Source organism: Nocardia lasii (assembly GCF_042658545.1).
Classification (GTDB): Bacteria; Actinomycetota; Actinomycetes; order Mycobacteriales; family Mycobacteriaceae; genus Nocardia; species Nocardia lasii.
This window is the reverse complement of record NZ_JBHSQN010000014.1, coordinates 34,873-59,056: the sequence shown is the minus strand read 5'-3', so window position 1 is coordinate 59,056 and position 24,184 is coordinate 34,873. Positions and strand designations below refer to the sequence as shown.

Annotated in this window: 23 protein-coding genes and 1 pseudogene; 6 read left to right on the top strand and 18 right to left on the bottom strand. The window is 69.5% G+C overall.

Translation table 11 applies throughout. The annotated features are described in order from the left end of the window. Positions 1–90: 90 nt before the first annotated feature. Positions 91–1,236 carry a GTP-binding protein gene (locus ACFP3H_RS20805; protein WP_378608525.1) on the bottom strand — a complete coding sequence of 382 codons (1,146 nt, stop codon included), beginning with the start codon at positions 1,234–1,236 and terminating at the stop codon, positions 91–93. 76 nt (positions 1,237–1,312) lie between these two features. Here ACFP3H_RS20805 and thiD point away from each other — a divergent pair, with 76 nt between their 5' ends. Continuing rightward, positions 1,313–2,182: a bifunctional hydroxymethylpyrimidine kinase/phosphomethylpyrimidine kinase gene (thiD, locus tag ACFP3H_RS20800; RefSeq protein ID WP_378608523.1), complete on the top strand. Its 870-nt coding sequence runs from the start codon at positions 1,313–1,315 to the stop codon at positions 2,180–2,182. Between the two features lie 118 nt (positions 2,183–2,300). Here thiD and ACFP3H_RS20795 read toward each other — a convergent pair whose 3' ends face one another. Then, positions 2,301–3,029 (bottom strand): TetR/AcrR family transcriptional regulator, encoded by a 729-nt coding sequence (locus tag ACFP3H_RS20795; protein WP_378608522.1) that lies wholly within the window; start codon positions 3,027–3,029, stop codon positions 2,301–2,303. A 150-nt stretch (positions 3,030–3,179) separates the two neighbouring features. Here ACFP3H_RS20795 and ACFP3H_RS20790 point away from each other — a divergent pair, with 150 nt between their 5' ends. The 3 genes and pseudogenes from ACFP3H_RS20790 (at position 3,180) to ACFP3H_RS20780 (ending at position 7,373) form a co-directional block, all read left to right on the top strand. Beyond that, complete coding sequence (locus tag ACFP3H_RS20790; protein ID WP_378608520.1) at positions 3,180–3,806, top strand: class I SAM-dependent methyltransferase; 627 nt, start codon at positions 3,180–3,182, stop codon at positions 3,804–3,806. Between the two features lie 67 nt (positions 3,807–3,873). Further along, positions 3,874–5,073: pseudogene (locus tag ACFP3H_RS20785) on the top strand (bifunctional glycosyltransferase family 2/GtrA family protein); the annotation flags it as partial. Between the two features lie 236 nt (positions 5,074–5,309). Beyond that, positions 5,310–7,373 carry a glycosyltransferase family 39 protein gene (locus ACFP3H_RS20780; RefSeq protein WP_378608519.1) on the top strand — a complete coding sequence of 688 codons (2,064 nt, stop codon included), beginning with the start codon at positions 5,310–5,312 and terminating at the stop codon, positions 7,371–7,373. 52 nt (positions 7,374–7,425) lie between these two features. Here the strand turns inward: ACFP3H_RS20780 and ACFP3H_RS20775 are convergent, their stop codons facing one another. The 9 genes from ACFP3H_RS20775 to ACFP3H_RS20735 form a co-directional block, all read right to left on the bottom strand. Beyond that, complete coding sequence (locus tag ACFP3H_RS20775) at positions 7,426–7,857, bottom strand: PIN domain-containing protein (protein WP_378608517.1); 432 nt, start codon at positions 7,855–7,857, stop codon at positions 7,426–7,428. Then, on the bottom strand, positions 7,848–8,054 hold the full coding sequence (locus ACFP3H_RS20770) for a DUF2191 domain-containing protein (RefSeq protein WP_378608516.1): 207 nt from the start codon (positions 8,052–8,054) through the stop codon (positions 7,848–7,850). The genes ACFP3H_RS20775 and ACFP3H_RS20770 overlap by 10 nt, the downstream gene beginning before the upstream one ends. A gap of 71 nt (positions 8,055–8,125) precedes the next feature. Then, positions 8,126–8,740, bottom strand: coding sequence for a TetR/AcrR family transcriptional regulator (locus ACFP3H_RS20765; protein ID WP_378608514.1), 615 nt, complete (start codon positions 8,738–8,740; stop codon positions 8,126–8,128). Positions 8,741–8,744: 4 nt separating this feature from the next. Continuing rightward, positions 8,745–9,527, bottom strand: coding sequence for an enoyl-CoA hydratase family protein (locus ACFP3H_RS20760; protein ID WP_378608513.1), 783 nt, complete (start codon positions 9,525–9,527; stop codon positions 8,745–8,747). Positions 9,528–9,554: 27 nt separating this feature from the next. Beyond that, positions 9,555–10,715, bottom strand: a complete 1,161-nt coding sequence (locus ACFP3H_RS20755; RefSeq protein ID WP_378608511.1) for an acyl-CoA dehydrogenase family protein — start codon at positions 10,713–10,715, stop codon at positions 9,555–9,557. Further along, positions 10,712–12,781, bottom strand: a complete 2,070-nt coding sequence (locus ACFP3H_RS20750) for an acetyl/propionyl/methylcrotonyl-CoA carboxylase subunit alpha (RefSeq protein WP_378608510.1) — start codon at positions 12,779–12,781, stop codon at positions 10,712–10,714. Before ACFP3H_RS20750 ends, ACFP3H_RS20755 begins: the two co-directional genes overlap by 4 nt. Positions 12,782–12,789: 8 nt before the next feature. Beyond that, entirely contained in the window at positions 12,790–14,388 is a 1,599-nt protein-coding gene (locus ACFP3H_RS20745; RefSeq protein WP_378608508.1) for an acyl-CoA carboxylase subunit beta, read from the bottom strand. Beyond that, positions 14,385–15,536: an acyl-CoA dehydrogenase family protein gene (locus tag ACFP3H_RS20740; protein WP_378608506.1), complete on the bottom strand. Its 1,152-nt coding sequence runs from the start codon at positions 15,534–15,536 to the stop codon at positions 14,385–14,387. The genes ACFP3H_RS20745 and ACFP3H_RS20740 overlap by 4 nt, the downstream gene beginning before the upstream one ends. After that, positions 15,533–17,248 carry an acyclic terpene utilization AtuA family protein gene (locus ACFP3H_RS20735; protein WP_378608505.1) on the bottom strand — a complete coding sequence of 572 codons (1,716 nt, stop codon included), beginning with the start codon at positions 17,246–17,248 and terminating at the stop codon, positions 15,533–15,535. Before ACFP3H_RS20735 ends, ACFP3H_RS20740 begins: the two co-directional genes overlap by 4 nt. 84 nt (positions 17,249–17,332) lie before the next feature. Here ACFP3H_RS20735 and ACFP3H_RS20730 point away from each other — a divergent pair, with 84 nt between their 5' ends. Then, complete coding sequence (locus tag ACFP3H_RS20730) at positions 17,333–17,476, top strand: hypothetical protein (protein WP_378608503.1); 144 nt, start codon at positions 17,333–17,335, stop codon at positions 17,474–17,476. A 6-nt stretch (positions 17,477–17,482) separates the two neighbouring features. Here the strand turns inward: ACFP3H_RS20730 and ACFP3H_RS20725 are convergent, their stop codons facing one another. The 6 genes from ACFP3H_RS20725 to thiO all read right to left on the bottom strand — a co-directional run bounded on the left by ACFP3H_RS20725 (position 17,483) and on the right by thiO (position 22,503). After that, on the bottom strand, positions 17,483–18,319 hold the full coding sequence (locus ACFP3H_RS20725) for an adenylate/guanylate cyclase domain-containing protein (protein ID WP_378608502.1): 837 nt from the start codon (positions 18,317–18,319) through the stop codon (positions 17,483–17,485). A 350-nt stretch (positions 18,320–18,669) separates the two neighbouring features. Next, on the bottom strand, positions 18,670–19,428 hold the full coding sequence (locus ACFP3H_RS20720; protein WP_378608500.1) for an ABC transporter permease: 759 nt from the start codon (positions 19,426–19,428) through the stop codon (positions 18,670–18,672). Beyond that, complete coding sequence (locus tag ACFP3H_RS20715) at positions 19,428–20,375, bottom strand: ABC transporter ATP-binding protein (protein WP_378608499.1); 948 nt, start codon at positions 20,373–20,375, stop codon at positions 19,428–19,430. The genes ACFP3H_RS20720 and ACFP3H_RS20715 overlap by 1 nt, the downstream gene beginning before the upstream one ends. 82 nt (positions 20,376–20,457) lie before the next feature. After that, positions 20,458–21,216, bottom strand: coding sequence for a thiazole synthase (thiG, locus tag ACFP3H_RS20710; protein WP_378608497.1), 759 nt, complete (start codon positions 21,214–21,216; stop codon positions 20,458–20,460). Then, the gene (gene thiS / locus ACFP3H_RS20705; protein WP_378608495.1) at positions 21,209–21,424 is read right to left on the bottom strand and encodes a sulfur carrier protein ThiS; all 216 of its coding nucleotides are present in this window, start codon (positions 21,422–21,424) and stop codon (positions 21,209–21,211) included. Before thiS ends, thiG begins: the two co-directional genes overlap by 8 nt. Further along, positions 21,421–22,503 carry a glycine oxidase ThiO gene (gene thiO, locus ACFP3H_RS20700; protein WP_378608494.1) on the bottom strand — a complete coding sequence of 361 codons (1,083 nt, stop codon included), beginning with the start codon at positions 22,501–22,503 and terminating at the stop codon, positions 21,421–21,423. Before thiO ends, thiS begins: the two co-directional genes overlap by 4 nt. Before the next feature lie 107 nt (positions 22,504–22,610). On the opposite strand from thiO, the gene thiE reads away from it, so the two are divergent. Then, a complete protein-coding gene (gene thiE / locus ACFP3H_RS20695) occupies positions 22,611–23,309 on the top strand; it encodes a thiamine phosphate synthase (RefSeq protein ID WP_378608492.1) in 699 nt (232 codons plus the stop codon). Between the two features lie 219 nt (positions 23,310–23,528). Here the strand turns inward: thiE and ACFP3H_RS20690 are convergent, their stop codons facing one another. Next, entirely contained in the window at positions 23,529–24,170 is a 642-nt protein-coding gene (locus ACFP3H_RS20690; RefSeq protein ID WP_378608491.1) for an NUDIX domain-containing protein, read from the bottom strand. Positions 24,171–24,184: the final 14 nt, after the last annotated feature.

Here is a 24,184-nt window from a genome sequence, read left to right as displayed (position 1 = left end):
CCGCGGCCCACGCTCCCCTCATCGGCGCGTGGGTCGCGGCCACCTCGAATCATGCACCAGCACAGTGTGATACGTGCACATCGATACCAATCAGTGATGCTCGTGCAGTTCGCCCCAGGCGGGGAAGGGATCGGGGTAGGCGCTCCACGCGGTCGGGCCCGCCGCGAACTCCGCGGGGGTGAGCAGGGCGGCGTCGAGGTCGCGACGCAGGGCGGGCGCGTCGAGGCGAACGCCGATGAAGACCAGCTCCTGACCGGGGGCGAGGTCGAGTTCGGACCACCACGCGCCGGGTTCGAAGGTCATGTTCGGACCCGCCTGCGACCAGATCGCCGCCAGGTCAGGGCGGCTGGCGATCCAGCAGAAGCCCTTGCTGCGCAGCATCCCCTTCATCCGCGCGAGCGCCTCGGACAGGCGGTGGGGATGGAAGGGGCGGTCGGCGAGGTAGCTGAGGCTGCTGATCCCGTACTCCTCGGTTTCGGGGGTGTGTCCGCCCGCCGCCTCCTCGGCCCAGCCGTCGGTCTCGGCGGCCACCACCGGGTTGTAGCGGCCGGTGGCCAGCACCTCCGACAGCTCGACGACGCCCTTCTCGGTGCGCAGTACGTGCGCGCGCGGGTTGAGCCTGCGCACGGTCGCCTCGACGGTGGCGGCGGCGTTGGGGCTGACCAGGTCGGCCTTGTTGATCAGCAGCACGTCGGCGAATTCGACCTGGTCGACCAGCAGATCGGCGATCGAGCGCGAATCGCCCTCGCCCGCTTCGAGATTCCGCGCGGCCAACGCCTCGCCGCGGACGAGTTCGGCCAGGAAGGTGGCGGCGTCGACGACGGTGACCATGGTGTCGAGCCGGGCGATGTCGCCGAGGCGGAAGCCGTCCTCGAACTCCCAGTCGAAGGTGGCCGCCACCGGCATGGGTTCGGAGATGCCGGTCGACTCGATCACCAGCTGGTCGAAGCGGCCCTCGCGCGCCAGCCGGGCCACGGCCTCGATCAGGTCCTCGCGCAGGGTGCAGCAGATGCAGCCGTTGGTGAGTTCGACCAGTTTCTCCTCGGTGCGATCGAGGTGGCCCTGCCCCGCGACCAGCGCCGCGTCGATATTGATCTCGCTCATGTCGTTGACGATCACCGCCACGCGGCGGCCGTCACGGTTGGCGAGGATGTGGTTGAGCAGCGTGGTCTTGCCCGCGCCGAGGAAACCGGACAGGACGGTGACGGGCAGCGGTGTCGGAGAGTGGGTCACCATTTAATGATAATGGTTTTCATTTACATCAGTACGGGTGGGGTCTCCCCGCGGCCACGCCGGTCGTAGGGTTGGGGCCGTGAAGATGTTGCCCCTGACCCCCGCCGGCCAGACCCCCGTTCGCGCGCTCACCATCGCCGGCACCGACTCCGGCGGCGGCGCCGGTATCCAGGCCGATTCGCGCACGATGGCGCTGTGCGGGGTGCACGCGTGCGTGGCGGTGGCCGCGGTGACCGTGCAGAACACGGTGGGCGTCAGCGGTTTTCACGAGATCCCGCCGCAGGTGGTGGCCGATCAGGTGCGCGTGGTGGTGCGCGATATCGGCATCGGCGCCGCCAAGACCGGCATGCTGGCCTCGACCGCGATCATCGAAGCCGTCGCCGGGGTCTGCCGTGAACTCGGCATCGGCCGCGACGGCACCATCCCGCTGGTGGTCGACCCCGTCGCGGCGTCCATGCACGGCGATCCGCTGCTGCACGCCGAAGCGCTGGAAGCCGTGCGCACCACCCTGATTCCGCTGGCCACGGTGGTCACCCCCAACCTCGACGAGGTCCGCCTGATCACCGGCATCGAGGTCGTCGACGACCCCACCGCCCGCAAAGCCGCCGAGGCGCTGCACGCCCTCGGCGCGCAGTGGGCGATCGTGAAGGGCGGCCACCTGCGCACCTCGGAGGTGAGCACCGACCTGCTCTACGACGGCGACACCTTCCGCGAATACACCGCCCCGCGCATCGCCACCGGCAACGACCACGGCGGCGGCGACACCCTCGCCGCGGCCATCGCCAGCGCCCTCGCCAACGGTTACTCGGTGCCCGACGCGGTGGAGTTCGCCAAGGAGTGGACCTACCGCTGCCTGGCCGCGTCCTACGACCTCGGCGCAGGTCACGGGCCGGTTTCGCCCCTCTGGCGACTCCACACCTCGCCGGCGTCCACACCGGTCACGGGCTGACCGACCGACTCGCCGGCCACCGCCACCGGCGTAGCATTTTCGTGCAGTTCTCCGCACTGCGGGGCAAAAAATGGCTCGGCGTGCGGTCGAGTGCACGAATATGCCACCCCGCCGCGAATCACGGGGCGGCGGAGAACGCTTCGCTGAGGGGTTTCGCGGGGTCGATCTCGATGCCGTTGAAGCGGGCGTGGGCTTGGGCCAAGGCCGAGATGCTCTCGGCGAGGTAATCGACGAAGCGCTCGACCGGCATCGCCGACACCGCGCGCTGATTCGCGCCGAGCCACCAGTCCGTGGCCGAGGCGACCGCACCGAAGATCGAATAGTTCACCAGTTCGATCCCGGTGACGTCGACCGATTCCGTCGGCAGCACACCCGCGACGAATTCGGCCGCGCGCCGGGCGGATTGGCGCGCGGCGACCAGGGCGCGTTCGGTTTCCTTGGCCTGCTGGCTGAAGTGGCTGTGCAGCATGAACCGGAAGACGTTCGGATGCTCCGAGACCAGCGCCACGTATTCGGCGGCGGCGGTGTGGACGAGTTCGGCGATCGAGTCGTCGGTGAGGTTCACGCCGGTGAGCACGCGCTCCCAGACCATGTCGCGCACCCGGTCGACGATCGCGTTGTAGAGATCGGTCTTGTCCTCGAAATGGCGATACAGCTTCGGTTTCGCGGCGCCGGCTTCCTTGGCGATATCGCCCATGCTCACCTCGGGACCGAATCGGTCGAGGGCGCGGAAGGCGGCGTCGACGAACTGGATTCGGACCTGCACGCGATGTTCGCGCCAGCGTTCGGTGCGGGCGTCCACACGACGACGCGGCGTCTCATCCGTTCGAGGGTAACCGCGCGTCACGCCAGTAATACTAGGGCGAACCGCAACCAGGGTTACGTTCCCCTGCGAGAGCGGGAACACATTTGCCGAATCGGCAATTTTCCTGGCGGTCTTCGACGGGGTCGATGCACTATCGGATATCCCTTCCACCCGCACTGACCAGGAGTATCGATGACCGACACCGTGGCGAACGCCGAAGAGTTCTGGGAAGACTTCTACCGCGAGCGTCCGCAGATCTGGACCGGCAACCCGAATCCGCTGCTGGTGCGCGAGGTGTCCGGGTCGGCGCCGGGCACGGCGCTCGACCTCGGCTGCGGCGAGGGCGCGGACGCGATCTGGTTGGCCGAGCGCGGCTGGCGGGTCACCGCGGTCGACATCTCCGCGACCGCGATGGAGCGCGGGGCACAGCGGGCCGCCGAGGCCGGGGTGAGCATCGTCTGGGAACGCCACGACCTCCAGGCGAGCTTCCCGGCGGGCAGTTTCGACCTGGTGTCGGCGCAGTTCCTGCACTCGCCGGTGGAGCTGCCCGATGAGCGGGCCGCGATCCTGCGCAGCGCGGCGGCGGCCGTCGCGCCGGGCGGGGTGCTGGTGGTCGGCTCGCACGCGGCCGCGCCGAGTTGGGCTTCGCACGCGATGCACGCCCACGTCTTCCCGACCATCGAGCAGGTGCTCGCGCAGCTGGCGCTGGGCCCGCAGTGGCAGGTCGAGACGGCCGAGCTCGTCCACACCCCCTCGACCAGCCCGGAGGGCGTGCCCGGCGAGCGGGCCGACAGCGTGCTGCGCCTGCGTCGCGGCTGAGCGATCCCCAGCAACCTCCCAGCTCGGTCCCAGCTCGGTGGCAGCGCCGCCGTCGAGGGTGGGTGCCATGACTCAGACCGAGGCCGAGCCGAAGGCCACCCCGAGCAGCCGCGCGCCGGTGCTGGACGTGGTGATCCCCGTCTACAACGAAGAGGTCGATCTCGGCCTCTGCGTGCGCAGGCTGCATACCTATCTGCGCGCCGGATTCCCGTTCCCGGCCCGCATCACCATCGCCGACAACGCCAGCACCGACGCCACCCTGGCCGTGGCCGAACTGCTGGCCGCCGAACTCGACGGCGTGCGGGTCTTGCACCTGGACGCCAAGGGGCGGGGGCTGGCCCTGCGGGCGGCGTGGGCGGGGTCGGACGCGGCGGTGGTGGCGTATATGGATGTCGACCTGTCGACGGATCTGGACGCGCTGCTGCCGTTGGTCGCGCCGCTGGTGTCGGGGCATTCCGACCTCGCGATCGGGACCAGGCTCGACGCGGCGGCGCGCGTGGTGCGTGGGCCCAAGCGCGAGATCATCTCGCGCTGCTACAACCTGCTGTTGAAAACGACACTGCGCGCGCGCTTCTCGGACGCGCAGTGCGGGTTCAAGGCGGTGCGGACCGAGGTCGCGCGCGAGCTGCTGCCGCTGGTGCGCGACGGGGAGTGGTTCTTCGACACCGAGCTGTTGGTGTTGGCCGAGCGGGCGGGGCTGCGGATTCACGAGGTGCCCGTCGACTGGATCGACGATCAGGACAGTCGGGTCGATATCGTCGATACCGCGCGTAAGGATCTGCGTGGGATCTGGCGGTTGACCAGGGCGTTGGCCACCGGGGCGCTCCCGCTGGACGAATTGCGGGCCGCCGTCGGGCGCGAACCGTTGGTCGTCGGGGTGCCGCTCGGGATGGTCGGGCAGCTGGTGCGGTTCGCGATCGTCGGAGTGAGCTCGACGCTGGCCTATATCGTCCTGTACCTGCTGCTCCAGCCGCTGCTCGGCAGCCAGGGCGCGAACCTGGTGTCGCTGCTGATCACCGCGGTGGGCAATACCGCCGCCAACCGCGCGTTCACCTTCGGTGTGCGCGGGCGCGGCAAGGCGGTGGCGCACCAGTTCCAGGGGTTGGCCATCTTCGGCTTCGGGTTGGCGATCACCAGCGGGTCACTGTTCGCCCTGCACCGGTGGGCTCCCGACGTGCCGGTCGCGGTGGAGCTGGCCGTGTTGATCGCCGCGAATCTTGTTGCGACGCTGGCGCGTTTCGTGGGGTTGCGGTGGGTGTTCGGGTCCGGCGCTGGTCCTGGCAACGCGACGGTGCCGCTCGCTGTCCGGTCCTTCGCCGCACCAGATGGCACCTTGGGCGGTCCGGTTGCCAACGGCCCGAGTACCGGCGATCCCGCACCGGACGCTGGCTCTCTGGGAATGGACTGTGGCGCTGTGGCTTTCGCCTCTGACACCGGCCCGTTCGGCGACGGCGCTCGTGCTTCACGCACTCGTGCGCGCCAGGGTGTTTCGGAGGTTCGGCGATGACCGAGACGCTGGTGTCCCCCGTGGATGGTTCCGTGTCGGGCCGACCTCGTTGGGAGCGAACGGCTTTGGTCGCGCTTCTGCTCGGAACGCTGGTGGCCTATCTGATCAATCTGAGTGCCAACGGGTGGGCCAACAACTTCTATGCGGCGGCGGTGCAGGCGGGGTCGCGGTCGTGGGAGGCGTTCTTCTTCGGGTCGTCCGATGCCGCCAACTCGATCACCGTGGACAAACCGCCCGCGTCGCTGTGGGTGATGGAGCTGTCGGTGCGGGTGTTCGGGCTCAGCAGTTGGAGCATGTTGGTGCCGCAGGTGCTGCTCGGGGTGGCGAGTGTGGCGCTGCTGTGGGCGACCGTGCGGCGGGCGTTCGGGCCCGCGGCGGGGTTGATCGCGGGCGCGGTGCTCGCGGTGACGCCGGTCGCGGTGCTGATGTTCCGGTTCAACAATCCCGACGCGCTGCTGGTGCTGTTGATGGTCGCGGCCGCGTGGGCGATGACGCGGGCCGTCGCGGACGGGCGGTGGCGGTGGCTGGTGCTCACCGGCGGGCTGATCGGTTTAGGGTTCCTGGCCAAGCAGTTGCAGGTATTGCTCGTGGTGCCCGCGTTGGCGCTGACGTATCTGATCGCGGGGCCGCCGAAGCTGGGTAAGCGGGTGGCGCAGCTGTGCGCGGCCGGCGCGGCGATGGTGGTCGCGGCGGGGTGGTGGTTGCTGACGGTGGAGCTGTGGCCCGCGGACTCACGACCGTGGATCGGTGGGTCGCACGAGAATTCGATCATCGAACTGACCCTCGGTTACAACGGGCTCGGGCGGTTGAACGGCAATGAGCGCGGCAGTGTGGGGCCGGGCGGTGAACTGCCCGCCGGTGGGAACGGGATGTGGGGCAGCACCGGGATCACCCGGATGTTCGAGCCCGCGCAGGGCGGTCAGATCGCGTGGTTGATTCCGGCGGCGTTGGTCGCGCTGGTGGTGGGGCTCGTGCTGCGCGGGCGCGCACCACGCACCGATCGGCGGCGGGCCGCGCTGATCCTGTGGGGCGGTTGGCTTCTCGTGACCGGGCTGGTGTTCAGCTTCATGGCCGGGATCTTCCACCAGTACTACACGGTGGCCCTGGCGCCCGCCGTCGCGGCGCTCGTCGGGATCGGGGCCGTGCGGATGTGGGCGGCGCGTGATCGGGTGTGGGTGCGGGGTGCGACCGCCGTCGCCCTCGGCCTGACTACCGCGACCGCGTGGATGTTGTTGTCGCGCAGCGCTTCCTTCCTGCCGTGGTTGCGGTGGGCGATCCTGGTGGTCGGCGTGATCACCACTGTGGCCCTGCTGTTCCCGCTGGCCCGGAGGCAATCGGTGCTCGTCGCCCTCGCCGCCGTGTTCGTCGGTCTCGCGGGCCCAGTCGCCTATTCCGTCGATACCCTCGCCTCCGCGCATTCCGGTTCGATCCCGTCGGCCGGACCGAACGCGGGTGGGATGCACGGGCCCGGTATGCGGCCCGGCGGAGATGGTCGGATGGGTTCGGGAGCCGACGGTTCCGATGGGTTCGCCGCGCCCGGGTCAACGCCACCCGACGGGACCCGAGGTGGGGCCGCATTTCCGCGCGGTGGATGGCAGGGCGGTGTGGCGCCCGACGGTTCCGCACCGGGTGCGGCGGCAGACGGGTCTACGCCCGGCGCGGGAGCCGGTGGCGAGCGAGCAGGCGGTCCCGGCGGGCTGCTCGGCGGATCGCGGCCGAGTGATCAGGTCGTCGCCTTGCTCGAGCAGGACGGGACGAACTACACGTGGGTCGCGGCGACGGTCGGGTCAAACAGTGCTGCCGGGTATCAGCTCGCGACGGAATTGCCGGTGATGCCGATCGGGGGCTTCAACGGAAGCGACCCCTCCCCCGGTCTCGAACAGTTCCAGCGGTACGTGGCCGAGGGCGAGATCCACTACTTCGTCGCCGGTGGACACGGTGGTCCCGGTGGGGGCAGTGCCTCGACGAGTTCGGCGATCACCGCCTGGGTGACGGCGAACTTCACCGCCACCACCGTCGACGGGGTGACGCTCTACGACCTGACCCAGCCGACGGCGTAGTTCTGATCCCGGGAAGGTCGGGCCGAGCGATTCGGTTCCGACCTTCCTGGTCTCAGGAGGTCTCGAGCGTTCCCCGTGGCGCGACCCAGCGATGGTTGAGATCGACCACCGAGGCGACGGTTTCGAAGTCGGCGTCGTAGTGGAACAGGACGAGGCGATGCTCGATCGCCAGGACCGAGGCGAGCAGGTCGTGGATGCCGACCGCTCGGTAGCGGCCGGTGCGGGCCAACTCCCGCTGGATCGCGAAGGCGCTCGACCAGTGCTCGTCATTGGTGGGTAGGTACTCGTACGCCGCCCGTCGCCGGAACCGGATCTGCTCGTACTCGGTGGGATTGCGAGCACTGTAGAGCGCTTCGGCGTCGAGTGGTGCGCACGTGGCGACCAGACCGGCCTTGACCAGCGGACCCAGTTCAGCGACGACCCCTGGGTGCCGCATCCGAGCCGCCGCGCTGGTGTCTACGAGATAGCGCGCCGTTATCGCCATACGTCATCGCGCCGTTCCTTGTCGGCCATCTCGGCCATCCCGCCCTCGGCCAGCCACTCGACTTCGGCAGCGCGCGCACGGGCCACGACGGCCGAATTCAACGCCGCGCGCACCGTATCGGAGACGCCGGTCGTCCCGAGCGCGTCCTGCGCGGACTCGAGTAGCTCGTCGTCGATCTCGATCAGTCGCTTGGTCATGCCGGTATCCCTCGATATATATGCCCCCATGGGGCGACTATATACCCAGATCGTGGCTGGTCACAAGGGGTTCAGTCGCCCAGATTCAGGGCCGAGTGCAGGGTGGTGGCCCACTGGTCGACGATCAGTTTGCGGCGGCTGGAATCGTCGGTGAGGACGTCGGCCAGGCCGAGTCCGCGCGCGAGATCGAGGGTCGCCTGGACCAGATGGTGGGCCACCGGGTCGGAGTCGTCCACGCCGAGCGCTTCGACGGCGCGGCGGTGCGAGGTCCGACCGAAGCGGGCTTCCAGCGGCAGGATGCGTTCGCGCAGCACGGGATCGGCGGCGGCGTGGGTCCACACCTGCAGTGCCGCCTTGAAGAACGGGCTCGTGTAGGACTCGACCAGCGCGGACACCACCGCGCGGGTATGGCCCACCCCCTGCGCGACCTCGGCGACCGCTTCGGATTCGGCCTTGGCCTGGTCCATCCTGAACTCGAACATGTACTCGAGCGCGGCGGTGATCAGGTCCTCGCGGGTGGGGAAATGGTGCTGGGCCGCCCCGCGCGACACCCCGGCCCGCTCGGCGACCACCGAGACGGTGGCGGCTGCCCAGCCGGTCTCGGCCAGGCAGTCGATGGTCGCCTCCAGCAGCCGCTGCCGGGTGGCCCGGCTGCGGTCCTGCTTGGGTTCGTGGGGTGTCGCCATCGGGCTATTGTGCCCAGCTGGGCGGGCGCTTCTGGAAAAAGGCCGTCATGCCCTCGATCACCTCGGGGGTGCCGAAGAAGCCCGCCGAGCGCTTCGCCAGCACCTGCGCCTGGGCGTCGAACTCGGCCAGCAGCGTCGCGTTGACCAGTCGCTTGGACTCGGCCAAACCCTGCGGCGAACCCTTGCGCAGCTCCCCACACAGGCGTTTCACCTCCGCGGCGGCGTCGGCGGCCGCCACGGTCACCAGGCCGATCTCCTGCGCGGTGGCCGCGTCGAACTTCTCCCCGGTGAGGAAGTAGCGACTCGCCGCGCGCTGGTCCATGCGCGGCACCAGCGTGAGCGAGATCATGAACGGCGCCATCCCGATCCGCACCTCGGTGAGCGCGAAACTGGCCCCCGGCCCGGCGACCACGAGGTCGCAGGCGCCGATGATCCCCATCCCGCCGGCCCGCACGTTCCCGTCGATCCGGGCGAGCACCGGCTTGGGCGAGGTGAGGATGCCGCGCAGCACGTCGATCATCACCCGGGTCCGCTCGTCGGCGGCCACCGCCGGATCCAGGGTGCTCGCCTCCTTGAGGTCGGCACCCGCGCAGAACGTGTCGCCGGTGTGGGCGAGCACGATGCCGCGCACCGCCGGATCGTCGGCGGCGGCCGCGAATCCGGCGAGCAGTTCACGAACCAGCTTGGCCGACAGCGCGTTTCGATTGTGCGGCGAGTCGAAGGTGAGCGTGGCGAAGCCGTCGACGACCTCGTAGCGAACGTAAGGGACTTCGGTGGCTTCGCTCATCGCTTCTCCTGACGTGGTGGGACCGGCTCAGTACGACTTCGGCAGCCCGAGCGAATGCTGGGCGACGAAGTTGAGGATCATCTCGCGGCTGACCGGAGCCACCCGCATGATCCGCGCGACGCCGAGCATCGCGGCCAGGCCGACCTCGGCGGTCAGACCGGATCCGCCGTGAGTCTGGATCGACTGGTCCAGTGCCTTGATCGAGGCTTCGGCGCCGGCGTACTTGGCCATGTTCGCGGACTCGGCGGCACCGAACTCGTCGCCGGAGTCGTAGAGCGCGGCGGCCTTCTGCATCATCAGCTTGGCCAGCTCGAGCTCGATCTTGACCTGGGCCAGCGGGTGCGAGATGCCCTGGTGCGCGCCGATGGGGGTCTTCCACACGGTGCGTTCCTTGGCGTACTCGACCGCCCGGTCGATGGCGTAGCGACCCGCGCCGATGCCCATCGCCGCGCCCATGATCCGCTCGGGGTTCAGGCCGGCGAACAGCTGCGCGAGGGCCGCGTCCTCCGAGCCGACCAGCGCGCTCGCGGGCAGCCGCACATCGTCGAGGAACAGCGTGTACTGCCGGTCCGGCTCGAGGATGTCCATCTCCTGCGGCGTCTTCTCGAAGCCGGGGGCGTCGGTCGGCAGGATGAACAGGGCGGGCTTGAGCTTGCCGGTCTTGTTGTCCTCGGTGCGCGCCACGATCAGCACCGCGTCGGCCTGGTCGACGCCGGAGATGAAGATCTTGCGCCCGGACAGGATCCAGTCGCCGCCGTCACGGCGCGCGGTGGTGGTGATCTGGTGGGAGTTGGATCCGGCGTCGGGTTCGGTGATGCCGAAGGCCATGATCTTGGTGCCGTCGGCCAGGCCGGGCAGCCATTCCTGCTTCTGGTCCTCGGTGCCGTACTTGGCGATGATCGTGCCGCAGATCGCGGGCGAGACGACCATCAGCAGCAGGCCCGCGCCCTGGGCGGCGAGTTCCTCTAGCACCAGCGAGAGCTCGTACATGCCCGCGCCACCGCCGCCGTACTCCTCGGGCAGGTTCACGCCGATGAAACCGAGCTTGCCCGCTTCGGCCCACAGCTCGCTGAGCGGCTCGTTCTTGCGCGCCTTGGGCAGCACGTAGTCGCGGTAGTTGTACTTGGCCGCCAGCGAGGCGACCGCCGCGCGCAGCGCCTTCTGCTCTTCGGTTTCGATGAAGCTCATTCCTGCTCCTGCTCTTGTTCCTCGACGACCGCGAGTACGGTTCCGACCTCGACCTGCTGGCCGACGGTCACATTCAATGCGCTGAGAATGCCGGTGGCGGGCGCGGCGATGGTGTGTTCCATCTTCATCGCCTCGAGCCACAGAATCGGCTGGCCCTGCCTGACCTGGTCGCCCTCGGCGGCGCCGAGGCGGATCACGCTGCCCGGCATCGGCGCGAGCAGCGAGCCGGCCGCGACCTGCGCGGACGGGTCGGTGAAGCGCGGCAGCCTGCGCACGGCCACCGGGCCGAGCGGGGAGTCGATCGCGATGTGGTCGCCGTAGCGGGCGATCTCGAATTGCCGTCGCACCGAACCACGTTCACCCGGCACTCCGAGCACGACGCGGTCCGGCGCGACCGAGATCAGCTCGAGCCCGTCGTGGCCCTCGACCTCGACACCGGTGCGGGTGAACCGGTAGCGCACCTCGTGGGTGCCGGTGGTGCGGCTCTCGTAGGACTTGGTCTGCGGCTGCGACGGCAGGTTGCGCCAACCGCTGGGGGTCAGCCCGGCCAGGCGCGAGGTGGTGCGGTTGAGGGCCGAATCCGCCAGTGCCGCAGCGACGATGGACAGCGCCTCGTCGGCCTCGGTGGCCAGCGGCGCCGAGAGCACCGCGAGGTCGTGCGTGGCGAAGAAGGCCGTGTCGGTGTCACCGGCGAGGAAGGCCGGGTGCCGCAGGACCCGCACGAGCAGATCACGGTTGGTGACCAGGCCGTGGATCTTGGCGCGCTGCAAGGCGGTGGCGAGCAGATGTGCTGCCTCCGCGCGGGTTTCGGCGTAGGAGATCACCTTGGCCAGCATCGGGTCGTAGTGCACCCCGACCAGCGAACCGTCCACGACGCCGGTGTCCAGACGCACGCCGGTCTGGTCGAGCACCGTGAATTCCGCTGCGGTGAACGGGATCTCGATCTTGTGCACCGGACCGCTCTGCGGCTGCCAGTCGTGCGCGGGATCCTCGGCGTAGAGGCGAACCTCGATCGAGTGACCGCGCAGGGCGGGCTGGGTCGCGGGCAGCGGCAGACCGGCGGCGACCTGCAATTGCAGGCGAACCAGGTCAAGGCCGGTGGTCTGCTCGGTGACCGGATGTTCCACTTGCAGACGGGTATTCATCTCCAGGAAGAAGAAGTCACCCTTCTCGTCGGCCAGGAACTCGACCGTGCCCGCACCCTCGTAACCGATCGCCTCGGCGGCCAGACGCGCCGCCTCGAACAGCCGGTCCCGCATGCTGCTCCCACCGGCGCTGCGCACGGGGCCTCCGTGGTCACGCTCCGCTACCGCCTCCGGCCCCTGAGCTCGCAGCGCGTCGATCTTCTCGACCAGCGGCGAGGGCGCTTCCTCGACGACCTTCTGATGCCGGCGCTGGATCGAGCACTCCCGCTCGCCCACCGCCCAGGTCTTGCCGAAGGTGTCCGACATGATCTGGACCTCGATGTGCCTGCCGGTCTCGAGATAGCGCTCGCAGAACACCGTCGGATCACCGAAGGCCGACTCGGCCTCGCGCTGGGCGGCGGCGATCTGATCCCGCAGTTCGGCCAGCTCACGCACGACCCGCATACCGCGACCACCGCCACCGGCCGACGCCTTGATCAGCACGGGCAGGTGCGCCTCGGTGACCTCGGCCGGATCCAGCTCGGCCAGCACGGGCACTCCGGCGGCGTCCATCATCTTCTTGGACTCGACCTTGGAGCCCATCTGCTCGATGGCGGCGACCGGGGGCCCGATCCACACCAGACCCGCGTCGAGCACCGCGCGCGCGAATTCGGCGTTCTCGGAAAGGAATCCGTAGCCGGGGTGGATCGCGTCGGCCCCGGCCGACAGCGCCGCCTCGATGATCAGCTCACCGCGCAGGTAGGTCTCGGCGGGGGTGTTGCCCGGCAGCCGGATGGCCGCGTCGGCCTCGGCCACGTGCGGGGACGCGGCGTCGGCATCGGAGTAGACCGCCGTGGTCCCGATACCCATCCGACGGCAGGTGGCGAACACCCGCCGCGCGATCTCGCCGCGATTGGCAACCAGCACATTCGTCATGGTCATCTCGCGCCTCACATTCGGAAGACGCCGAAACCATCGGCGCCCTTGATCGGGGCTGTGTGAATGGCCGACAGGGCCATCCCCAGCACGGTGCGGGTGTCGCGGGGGTCGATGATGCCGTCGTCGAACAGCCTGCCCGACAGGAAGATCGGCATCGCCTCGGCTTCGATCTGCGCCTCGACCATCGCGGCCAGCCCGGCGGCGCCTTCCTCGTCGAAGGGCAGGCCCTTGGACTCGGCGGCCCCGCGCTGCACGATGGTGATGACACCGGCCAGCTGCGCCCCGCCCATCACGGCGGACTTCGCGCTCGGCCAGGCGAACAGGAAGCGCGGGTTGAACGCGCGCCCGCACATGCCGTAGTGCCCGGCGCCGTAGGAGGCGCCGATCAGCAGCGAGATGTGGGGCACCTTGGAGTTGGCGACCGCGTTGATCATCATCGCGCCGTGCTTGATGATGCCGCCGTGCTCGTACTCCTTGCCGACCATGTAGCCGGTGGTGTTGTGCAGGAACAACAGTGGCGTGTTCTTCTTGTTCGCCAGCTGGATGAACTGGGTGGCCTTCTGCGATTCCTCGGAGAACAGCACCCCGCGCGCGTTGGCGAGGATGCCGATCGGGTAGCCGTTGATCTCGGCCCAGCCGGTGACCAGGCTCGAGCCGTAGAGCGGCTTGAACTCGTCGAAGTCGGAGCCGTCGACCACGCGGGCGATGACCTCGCGCGGGTCGAACGGGATCTTCAGGTCCGAGGGCACGATGCCGAGCAGTTCCTCGGGATCGTAGAGCGGCGAGATGACCTCGGCGCGTGGTTCGGGGCCCTGCTTCTTCCAGTTCAGGCGGCGAACGATGTTGCGGCCGAGGCGAATCGCGTCCTGCTCGTCGGCGGCCAGGTAGTCGGCCAGACCCGATGTGCGGGCGTGCATCTCGGCGCCGCCGAGGGTCTCGTCGTCGGAGTCCTCACCGGTGGCCATCTTCACCAGCGGCGGGCCCGCGAGGAAGACCTTCGCGCCCTCCTTGACCATGACCACGTAGTCGGACATGCCGGGGATGTAGGCACCACCGGCGGTGGAGTTACCGAAAACCAGTGAGATGGTGGGGATTCCGGCGGCAGAGGCCTGGGTGAGGTCGCGGAACATCGCGCCGCCCGGGATGAAGACCTCTTTCTGCGTCGGCAGATCCGCGCCGGCGGACTCCACCAGCGAGATCACCGGCAGCCGGTTCTCCCGGATGATGTCGTTGATCCTGAACTGCTTGCGCAGCGTCCACGGGTTCGAGGCGCCACCGCGCACGGTCGGGTCGGGCGCGACGATCATGCACTCGACCCCCTCGACCAGGCCGATGCCCGCGATGGTGGACGCGCCGACCTGGAAGTCACTGCCCCAGGCCGCGAGTGGGCACAGCTCCAGGAACGGCGAGTCCTCGTCGAGCAGCAGTTCGATGCGCTCGCGGGCGGTGAGCTTGCCGCGCTTGTGATGTCGGGCCACCTTGTCGGGGCCGCCGCCGCCGATGGCCTTGGCGAACTCCGCCTCGACCTCGGTGAGCTTGGTCGACATCGCCTCGGCGGCCGCGGCGTACTCGGGCGAGGCGGTGTCGAGCGTGGAGCGGAACGTGGTCATGCCTGGTACCCCAATACTTTCGACGCCAGCATGGTCAGGATCTCGTTGGTGCCGCCGCCGATGCCGATGATGCGCACATCGCGGTAGATGCGCTCGACCTCGGACTCGCGCATGTAGCCCATCCCGCCGTGCAGCTGCACGGCCTGATTGGCCACCCACTCGGCCGTTTCGACGGCGTCGTTCTTGGCGAAGCAGACCTGGGCGATGAGGTTCTGTTCCCCGGCCACGTACCGCTCGACCAGCGCGCGGGTGTACACGCGCGAAACATCCACGCGCTGAGCCATATCCGTGAGCGTCATCTGCACCTTCTGGCGGCTGATCAGCGGCCGCCCGAAGGTCTCGCGATCGCGGCACCACTGCACGGTGAGATCGAGCGCGCGCTGGGCCAGCGAGTACGCCTGCACCGCGAGGCCGACCCGCTCGGAGACGAACGCGGCCGCGATCTGGGCGAAGCCGCTGTTCTCGGCACCGACCAGGTTCGTCGCGGGCACCCGCACGTCCACGTAGGACAGCTCGGCGGTGTCCGAGGCCAGCCAGCCCATCTTCTCCAGCTTGCGGCTGACGGTGAAGCCGGGCGTGTCCGTGGGGACCAGGATCAGCGAAACACCCGCCGCGCCGGGGCCGCCCGTGCGCACGGCGGTGACGACGAAGTCGGCGCGACAACCCGAGGTGATGAAGGTCTTGGCGCCGTTGATGATGAAGTCCTCACCATCGCGCACGGCGGTGGTGGTGAGGTGGCCGACATCGGAGCCGCCGCCGGGTTCGGTGATGGCCAGCGAGCCGATCAGGTCGCCGGTCAGGGTCGGCTTGGCCCACTGGTCGATCTGGGCCTGATTGCCCGAGGCGATCATGTGCGGCAACGCGATTCCGCAGGTGAACAGCGAGGCCCACAGCCCGCCCGAGCCACCGGCGAGGTGGATCTCCTCACCGACGATCACCGAGTCGATGGCGTTGCCGCCCTCCCCGCCGGCCGATTCGGGGTACTCGATGCCGAGCAGGCCGAGTTCGCCCGCCTTCTTGTGCAGTTCGCGCGGCAGTTCACCGGCGCGCTCCCAGGCGTCGAGGTCGGGCAGGATGTCGCGCTCGACGAACCCGCGCACGGTGGCGCGCAGTTCCCGGCGCTCCGGGGTTTCCCAAACAGATGTCATGTGAGCAGCTCCGTCGGCACGTCGAGGTGGCGGGAGCGCAGCCATTCGCCGAGCCCCTTGGCCTGCGGGTCGAAACGCGCCTGGTAGGCGACGCCCTTGCCGAGCAGGCCGGAAATGATGAAATTGACCGCGCGCAGGTTGGGCAGCACGTGGCGGGTGACGGTCAGCCCGGCCGTCTCGGGGAGCAGTTCGCGCAGCTTGGAGACCGTGAGGGTGTGCACCAACCAGCGCCATTGCTGGTCGGTGCGCACCCAGACGCCGATATTGGCGTCCCCGCCCTTGTCGCCGCTGCGCGCGAGCGCGATCGTGCCGAGCGGAACTCGGCTCGTGGCGGCGGGCGGGAGATCCACCGGCAGGTCTGGTTCGGAAAGCGGTTCGAGCACAGCGGTTTCCGTGGCGGGAGCGATCTCGACCCGGGTGCCGTCGGCCAGCACGGCCACGTGCGGGACCTCGTGGATATCGACGTAGCCGGGGGTGAAGACGCCGTAGGGCGAACCGTTGCCCGGCATCGAGGTGAAGGTGGCGCCGGGGTAGCTGGCCAGCGCCAATTCGACAGCGACACTGGAGAATCCGCGGCCGACCTTGTTCGGGTCGGGGTCGCGGACCACACAGCGCAAGATCGCGCTGGCCTGCTCCTCGGTGTCGGCGTCGGGGCGGTCCAGGCGCGCCAGGGTCCAGTTCAGCTCGGCGGGCCGCTCGGGCAGCCAGGCTTCCAGCTGTCGTTGGGCCAGTGCGGCTTTCGCCTCGATGTCGAGGCCGGTGAGGATGAAGGCCATCTCGTTGCGGAAGCCGCCGAGGGTGTTGAGCGAGACCTTGAGCTGCGGCGGCGGGGCCTCGCCGGTGACGCCGCTGATCAGCACGCGATCCCTGCCCTGCTGGGTCAGCTCGATGCTGTCCAGGCGGGTGGTGACATCGGGTCCGGCGTAGCGCGCGCTCTGGATCTCGTACATGAGCTGGGCCGCGACGGTGTCGACGGTGACCGCGCCGCCGGTGCCGTCGTGCTTGGTGATGACGCTGGAACCGTCACGGCGGATCTCGGCGATCGGGAAACCAGGGCGGCCGATATCGCCGAGTTCGGTGAAGAAGGCGAAGTTGCCGCCGGTGGCCTGGGTGCTGCACTCGATCACGTGACCCGCCACCACCGCACCGGCCAGCGCGTCGTAATCGGTACGCGCCCAACCGAAGTGGGCGGCGGCGGGGCCGACGATCACCGAGGCGTCGGTGACCCGGCCGGTGACGACGATGTCGGCGCCGGAGTTCAAACACTCCACGATGCCCCAGGCGCCGAGGTAGGCGTTGGCGGTGAGCGGCTGACCGAGGTCGAGTTCGGCGGCGCGGCCCACCAGGTCGTCGCCTTCGACGTGGGCGATCTTGGCGTCGAGGCCGAGTTCGGCCGCGACCTTGCGCAGCTGCTCGGCCAGCCCGGCCGGATTCAGCCCGCCCGCGTTGGTGACGATCTGGACGTTCTTCTCGAGCGCGAGGCCGAGACAGTCCTTGATCTGCTTGACGAAGGTCTTGGCGTAGCCGAGGCTCGGGTCCTTCATCCGGTCGCGGCCCAGGATCAGCATGGTGAGCTCGGCGAGATAGTCGCCGGTCAGCACGTCGAGATCGCCGCCCTCGAGCATCTCGCGCATCGCACTGAGGCGGTCGCCGTAGAAGCCGGAGCAGTTGCCGATCCTGATCAGATCCGGGTCCGCGGCGAGTGCACTCATGGCACCCAGGATCGCAGCGGTTCATAAAAAAAGCAAGCACGCGTGCTTGTTAATTTCGAGCAATTCACCAGGCAAAATGGAGCCATGCTGTCAGTCTTGCTCTTCGCCCTCGCCGGATTCCTGCTCGGCGGCGCCTACACGACCTGGAAGAACAACCGCGCCATGTCGATCGGGCTGATCGTCGCCGCGGTCCTGGCCGCACTGGGCGGGGTGCTCTGGCTGGAATAGCGCCGATCAGCTCGCCGAATGCACGCGGAAGATCTTGATCTCGTCGGGGATGCCGCTCAGCGGCGCCGCCCAGAACGGGCGCTTGTAGGGCTTGACGGTGACGCCGAGCTCGAGCAAGGTCTCCGGCCGCAGCGCGGCCTCGGTGGTGCTCGACAGCATCATGTTGCCGTTGCCGCCCGCCTCCATCATCCGCGCGGCGATATTGACATCGACGCCGAGCCAATCGCCGCCGATCTCGCGCGGCGAACCGGTGTGCAGACCCACGCGCATGCGCGGGGTGTAACCGTCGAGGTCGACCTCGGCGAGATTGCGGCGCGCGGCCACGGCGGCGCGCACGGCGCGATCCGGCGAGGAGAACACCGCCATCAGCCCGTCACCCATGCGCTTGACCACCTGACCGCCACGCTCGACAACCGGCGGCTCGATGGCCTTGGCGACCTTGCGCAGCAGTTCCAGGGTTCGCTCATCCCCCGCGGTCAGCGCCCAACTCGAGAAGCCGACCAGGTCGGTGAACACGATCGTCACCTCCTCGGTGCCGCGACCACGACCGATCCGCTCCAGCCCGGCCTGCCACACCTGCAACGCGCCGAAACCGATCTCCCTGGCCGCGGTGGGAGCGCCGCCGGCGATCTTGTCGGCGGCCCGCGCGACCGCGCGCGCACCACCGGGGCCGGTCACCGACAGGGGATCGCCGAAAGAAGGGTCGCCGGGGAGCTGTTGGCGGGCCCGACGCAAAGCGCCGATCACGTCGGCGCGGCGGTTGGCGGCCTGCAGTTTCGAGGAGATCTGGGCGCGCTTGCGGGCGGGCCGGGTGCCGGTGTCGGCTTCGGCGGGGTCACTCACGATCGGCTCCGGCGGGAGAGAGACCTCGGCGTGCCTGCGCCTCGGATCCACCCCACCAGAAGGCGTTTCACTCACCCCCGCAGCCTAGCTGACGGTTCCGCCTCTCCGAGTTTCCTGGCCTGGCTCAGGTGCGGGGTGAGATGGCAACGCGGCCGGAGGTATGGAGGTGGGTGGGTTTGCCCGTGCCCGGGGAGTTACCCATGTTCTTGCGGGATCTGGCGGGGCATTTTTGTACGCGAAACCCCCCACTCCGGGCAGCGGATTGGGGGGTTTCGGGTAGGCGCGTCCTCCCGACAAGGGCGCGGCCTTGGTGGCCCGGGCGGGATTGCGAGGGTGCCCGGGCAGGATTATCAGGCGTCGCGGCGGTTGATCATGACGAGCGCGCCGGCGAAGATGACGCCGACGAAGGCGGCGAAGTAGATCAGGCTGCCCCAGGCGCCCCAGTGCCAGTTGCCGGTGACGGGTTGGTCGCTGAGGAAGCGGTTGGCGTTCTGGAAGGGGAGGAAGGGGGTGACGGTGCGGCCGAAGCTGCCGAAGGCACCGAGCAGGGTTTCGATCAGCAGGGGCCACAGGATCAGCAGGGAGATCGCGGCGGCGGACTGGCGGACCAGGACACCGACCGCGACGGCGAGGATCACGCACAGCAGGGCGTAGATCGGCAGGCCGTAGATGGCTCGCCAGTTACCGTCGAGGACCAGCTCGGGGGCGCGGTCACCGCTGATCGCCTTCGCGACGACGAACGCGATCAGCGCCAGCACGCCGGTGAGCACGGCGGAGTAGACGCCGACCAGCGCGGTCTTGGACACGATGACCTTGGACCGGTTGGGCACCGCCAGGAAACTCGAGCGGATGACGCCGAAGCGGTATTCGCTGGTCACCGACAGCGCGGCCATGATCATCAGGACCATCACGCCGAAACCGGAGATGCCCGACACCGCCATGCTCGGGGTGAGCGGCGGGGCGCCCTCGCCCGAATCGCTGGTGTCGACATTGAGGACCAGCGCCATCAGGACGGCGAATCCGATACCGAGGAAGACCACGATCGCCGAGCACCACCACGGTGAACGGGTCGAGGTGAGTTTGATGCGTTCCGCAGCGAGCACGCCCATCAGAGCGCACCTCCCATCGGCTTGTCGAGGCTGAGCTGGTCGAAGCTTTCACCGTGGTACTGCACGGCGCCGCCGGTCATCCGCATGAACGCCTCCTCGAGGGAAGCCTGCTGCGGTGCCAGCTCGTAGAGCGTGACGTTGTTCTCCCCCGCCAGCTTGCCGACCTCGTCGGGAATGACCCCGGCGACGATCAGCGCGGCGTTGCCGTCTTCCTTCACGGTCATGCCGTGCGAGGTGAGCAGGCTGCGCAGCTGGTCCAGCTGCGGGCTGCGCACGCGCACCGACTGCTCGGAGGCGCGCTCGATGAAATCCTTGGTGCTGGTGTCGGCCATGAGCTGACCGCGACCGATCACGATGAGCTGCTCGGCGGTCTGGGCCATCTCCGAGAGCAGGTGGCTCGACACGAACACCGTGCGACCCTCGGCGGCCAGGCGCTGCATGAACCGGCGGATCCACAGGATGCCCTCCGGGTCGAGGCCGTTGACCGGCTCGTCGAACAGCAACACCTTCGGGTCGCCGAGCAACGCGCCTGCCAGGCCGAGGCGCTGGGACATGCCGAGGGAGAACCCGCCCGCGTTCTTGTTCGCGACCTCCGACAGGCCGACCAGGCGCAACACCTCCTCGACCCGCGACTTCGGCAGGTCGTTGGAGGCGGCCATCCACTCCAGGTGGGCCCGCGCCGACCGGTTCGGGTGCACCCACTTGGCGTCGAGCAACGCGCCGACCTCGGTCAGCGGGCGCTCCAGATCCTGGTAGCGCTTCCCGTCGATCAACGCGGACCCCGAGGTGGGCTTGTCCAGCCCGAGGATCATCCGCATGGTCGTCGACTTACCGGCACCGTTGGGCCCGAGGAACCCCGTCACCAGTCCTGGTCGGACGGTGAACGTGAGATCCTGCACCGCGACGGTCTGCCCGAATTTCTTCGTCAGGCCCTTCAGCTCGATCATGACCCCAGCTTGCCCGAACTTCCCGCGCCCCGCGTCGCCGCGAGGTAGCGAGTCGCGTCATCCTCGAGGATGACCCCGACCCTTAGATCGCCGGGGAGGAAGCCTGAGCCCAGAAACGCTTGGGGATGCGGCCGGCCTGTCGGGCCAGGTAGCCCGCGCGGACGGCCGAGGACATGGCGGCGGCCATCAGTTCGGGGTTCTTGGCCCTGGTCACGGCGGTGGCGAGCAGGACCGCCGAGCAGCCGAGTTCCATCGCGAGGGCGGCGTCACTGGCGGTGCCGATGCCCGCGTCGAGGATGACGGGCACGTTCGCGGCGGCGACGATCATCTCGATGTTGTGGGGGTTGCCGATGCCGAGACCGGTGCCGATGGGCGAACCCAGCGGCATGACCGCGGCGCAGCCCGCCTCCTCGAGGCGGCGGGCCAGGATGGGGTCGTCGGTGGTGTAGGGCAGGACCACGAAACCGTCGTCGACCAGCTTCTCGGCGGCGTCGAGGAGCTCGAAGGGGTCGGGCAGCAGGGTGCGGTCGTCGGCGACGACCTCGAGTTTGACCCAGTTGGTGTCGAGGGCCTCGCGCGCCAGTTGGGCGGTGAGCACGGCCTCGGCGGACGTGCGACAGCCCGCAGTGTTCGGCAGCAGGGTGATGTCGAGGCGCTTGAGCAGGTCCAGCACCCCGGTGCCACCGGCGGCGTCGACGCGGCGCATGGCCACGGTGGTGAGTTGGGTGCCCGAAGCGATCAGGGCCTGTTCGAGGACGGCGAGGTTATCGGCGCCGCCGGTGCCCATGATCAGGCGCGACCCGAACTCCCTGTCGGCGATCCGCAACGGCGAGTCAGCCACCCTGCACCGCCGTGAGGACCTCGATGGTCCAGCCGCGCCCGACCGGCTCGTCCCAGCGGGACTTCGAGAACACCGCGCCGTCGACCGCCAATGCCACACCCTGGCACGGCAATTCGAGCCTGGCCAGGAGTTCGCGGACGCTGAGCGGCTCGGCGAACTCGTGGTCGACACCGTTGACGGTGACGCCGATCGGAATGGTCGAGGTCATCGAACTCCTCCTTGCAGGGTTGGCATCACCGATGCCGGAAAACGGTGGGGCGCGGCGAGCTCGGCGATCGCCGAGGTTTCGCCGTCGAGTAGGGCCGGGACGAGCGCGGCGGTCAGCGCCAGGGTGAGCATGCCGTTGCGACCGTGCCCGGTGGCGGCGACGACCCGGTCGTCGAGGTGGCCGAGCAGCGGCAGGTTGTCGGGGGTGCCCGGTCGCGAACCCGCGTTCGCCTCGGCCAGTTCGTATTCGGCGATGCCGGGCAGGATGGTCTCGGCGTCGGCGATGAGATCGCGCACGCCGCCGACGGTGACGGCGGTGTCGAACCCGGCTTCCAATTGTGTTGCGCCGACGACGATTCCGTCCTCACGCGGCACGAGATAGACCTGTCGACCGTGAACCCGGGCGCGGATCACCCTGGTCGGCGGCGGCGCGACACCGGGTCGGTGGCGCAGGCGCAGGATCTCGCCCTTCACCGGGCGCACCGGCAGGCCGGGCCAGAGTTCGGCGGAACGGGCGCCGGCCGCGAGCACGATCCGATCGTGCGGCAGCTCATCCAGCGAGGTCACCGCTTCGGCACGAATCTCGATGCCGGAACAGGCTTTTCGCAGGGCGCGCAGGACCCGGCGGTTGTCGATGGCGGGTTCGGTTCTCGCGTGCAGGCCGGCACGGACGGTGCGGGCGAGTGCGGGTTCCAGGGCACGAACCCCGGCCCGGTCCAGCACCCGCAGGTCGTGACCGAAACCGGCCAACCAGTCCGAGACGGTGCGCAGGTCGGTGACGTCGGCGCTGTCGAGGGCCACGGTCAGGGTCTCGTCGGCCACGAACATCGACTCACCCGCGATCTCGCGCAGGTCGGCGGCGAAGGCGGGCCACTGCGCCAGCGCGGCCGCGCCGAAGGTGAGCACCCGGTCCTCGCCGGGCCAGCCCTCCGACAGGGGCGCGAGCATGCCGCCCGCCACGTAGGAGGCGCCGCGCGCGGGTTCGGGATCGAAGACCGTGACCGTCCAGCCCGCCTCGGCGGCCCGCCATGCGACAGCGAGGCCGATGGCACCGCCACCGACGACCGCCAAGGTTCGCATCGAGGTCCGCCCATCTGTCTCACTCGCGGCTGGTGCCGCCGGTATTCGGCCACTCCCTTGTGCCGCGTCGTTCGCAGTTCCACGGTAGCGCGACTACCGTCGTCATCGTGCAGCCCTCCCATCCGAACCGTTCCGTCCCGCCCCGGGAGCGCCTGTCGAGTGCGCTGCTGTATCTGTGCACCGACGCGCGCCGGGAGAAGGGCGATCTGGCCCGCTTCGTCGACGCGGCGCTCGCGGGCGGGGTCGACATCGTGCAGTTGCGCGACAAGGGGTCGCCGGGTGAGGCCGAATTCGGGCCGCTCGAGGCGAAGGCCGAGCTCGGCGCGCTGGCCGAGATCAAGGCCGCGACCCGGCGCCACGGCGCGCTGCTCGCGGTGAACGACCGCGCCGATATCGCGCTGGCCGCGGGCGCCGACGTGCTGCACCTGGGCCAGGGCGACCTCCCGCCCGCCTACGCGCGCCGCATCCTCGGCCCCGACGTGGTGATCGGCCGCTCCACCCACAACCGCAACCAGGCGAGCCTGGCCGCCATCGACGGCCACCTCGACTACTTCTGCACCGGCCCGATCTGGACCACCCCCACCAAACCCGGTCGCCAGGCCGCGGGCGTCGACTTCCTCCGCTCGACCACCGACTCCCACCCGACCCTGCCGTGGTTCGCCATCGGCGGCGTCGACCTCGAACGCCTCCCGGAGGTGCTCGAAGCGGGCGCCCGCCGCGTCGTCGTGGTCCGCGCGATCACCGCGGCCGCCGACCCCGAAGCCGCCGCCCGCGAACTCAAGCAGGCCCTGCTCGCCGCGAACTGAACAACATCCCGCTCGCGGTGCGGGTTTCCGGCTGTCGCTACTCGATGGCGGTTCCCACGGCGAACGACTCGAACGCCGACGACTCGCCTGCCACCGACTGAACCGCTTCGGCCGGGCCGCTACTCGGGGACGGTCCGGCGGCGACGAACCGGACCCGACGAACGCAGGGGCAGTGGCGCGATGTGCGCACCTACGCGGCGTTGCGATTCGACCGATGCGTCAGGACAGCAGGTGCTCGCGGGTCAAGGTCGGCACCTCGGCCGCCTCGGATTCGAGACTCACTTCGGCACCGGGCCCGTCCATCCGGGCGTGCAACCAGAAGAATCCCCGGTCGGGCAGCTCGATCGTGCGGGGTAGGGCCCGCGTGAGTTCGGGGTCGGCGGCGGGCACGCGCACGCGCAGCGGCACCGCGCGCAGTTCCGTCCAGGCCAGGGCGAAGCCGGGGTGCAGGGTCAGGTCGGTGACCTCGTCCTCGGGGACCCAGGCCAGTTCGACGCTCTCCTTGTTGACGATCGTGGCCAGCGGTTCGTCGGCGTCGGCGACCACGGTGATGTAGGTCCAGCCGCTGGGGGCGGTCATGGTCAGGCGTTCGGCGCGAACCCGCAGGTCGGAGGCGGTGATGCCGGCTTCCTCCTCGGCTTCGCGGACTGCGGCGTGCTCGGGGGTCTCGTGCGAATCGCGCGCGCCGCCGGGCAGCGCCCAGGTCCCGCCCTGGTGACTCCACGGCGCCCGATGCTGCAGCAACACCGCCGATCCACCGGCGGGCAGGGGCGCGCGCAGCAGCAGTCCCGCCGCACCGAACCTGCCCCAGTGCTTCGCCCCGTCAGGGCTTTCGTACCAGCCGTCTCCGTCGCCGCGCATCCCCTACTCTTTCC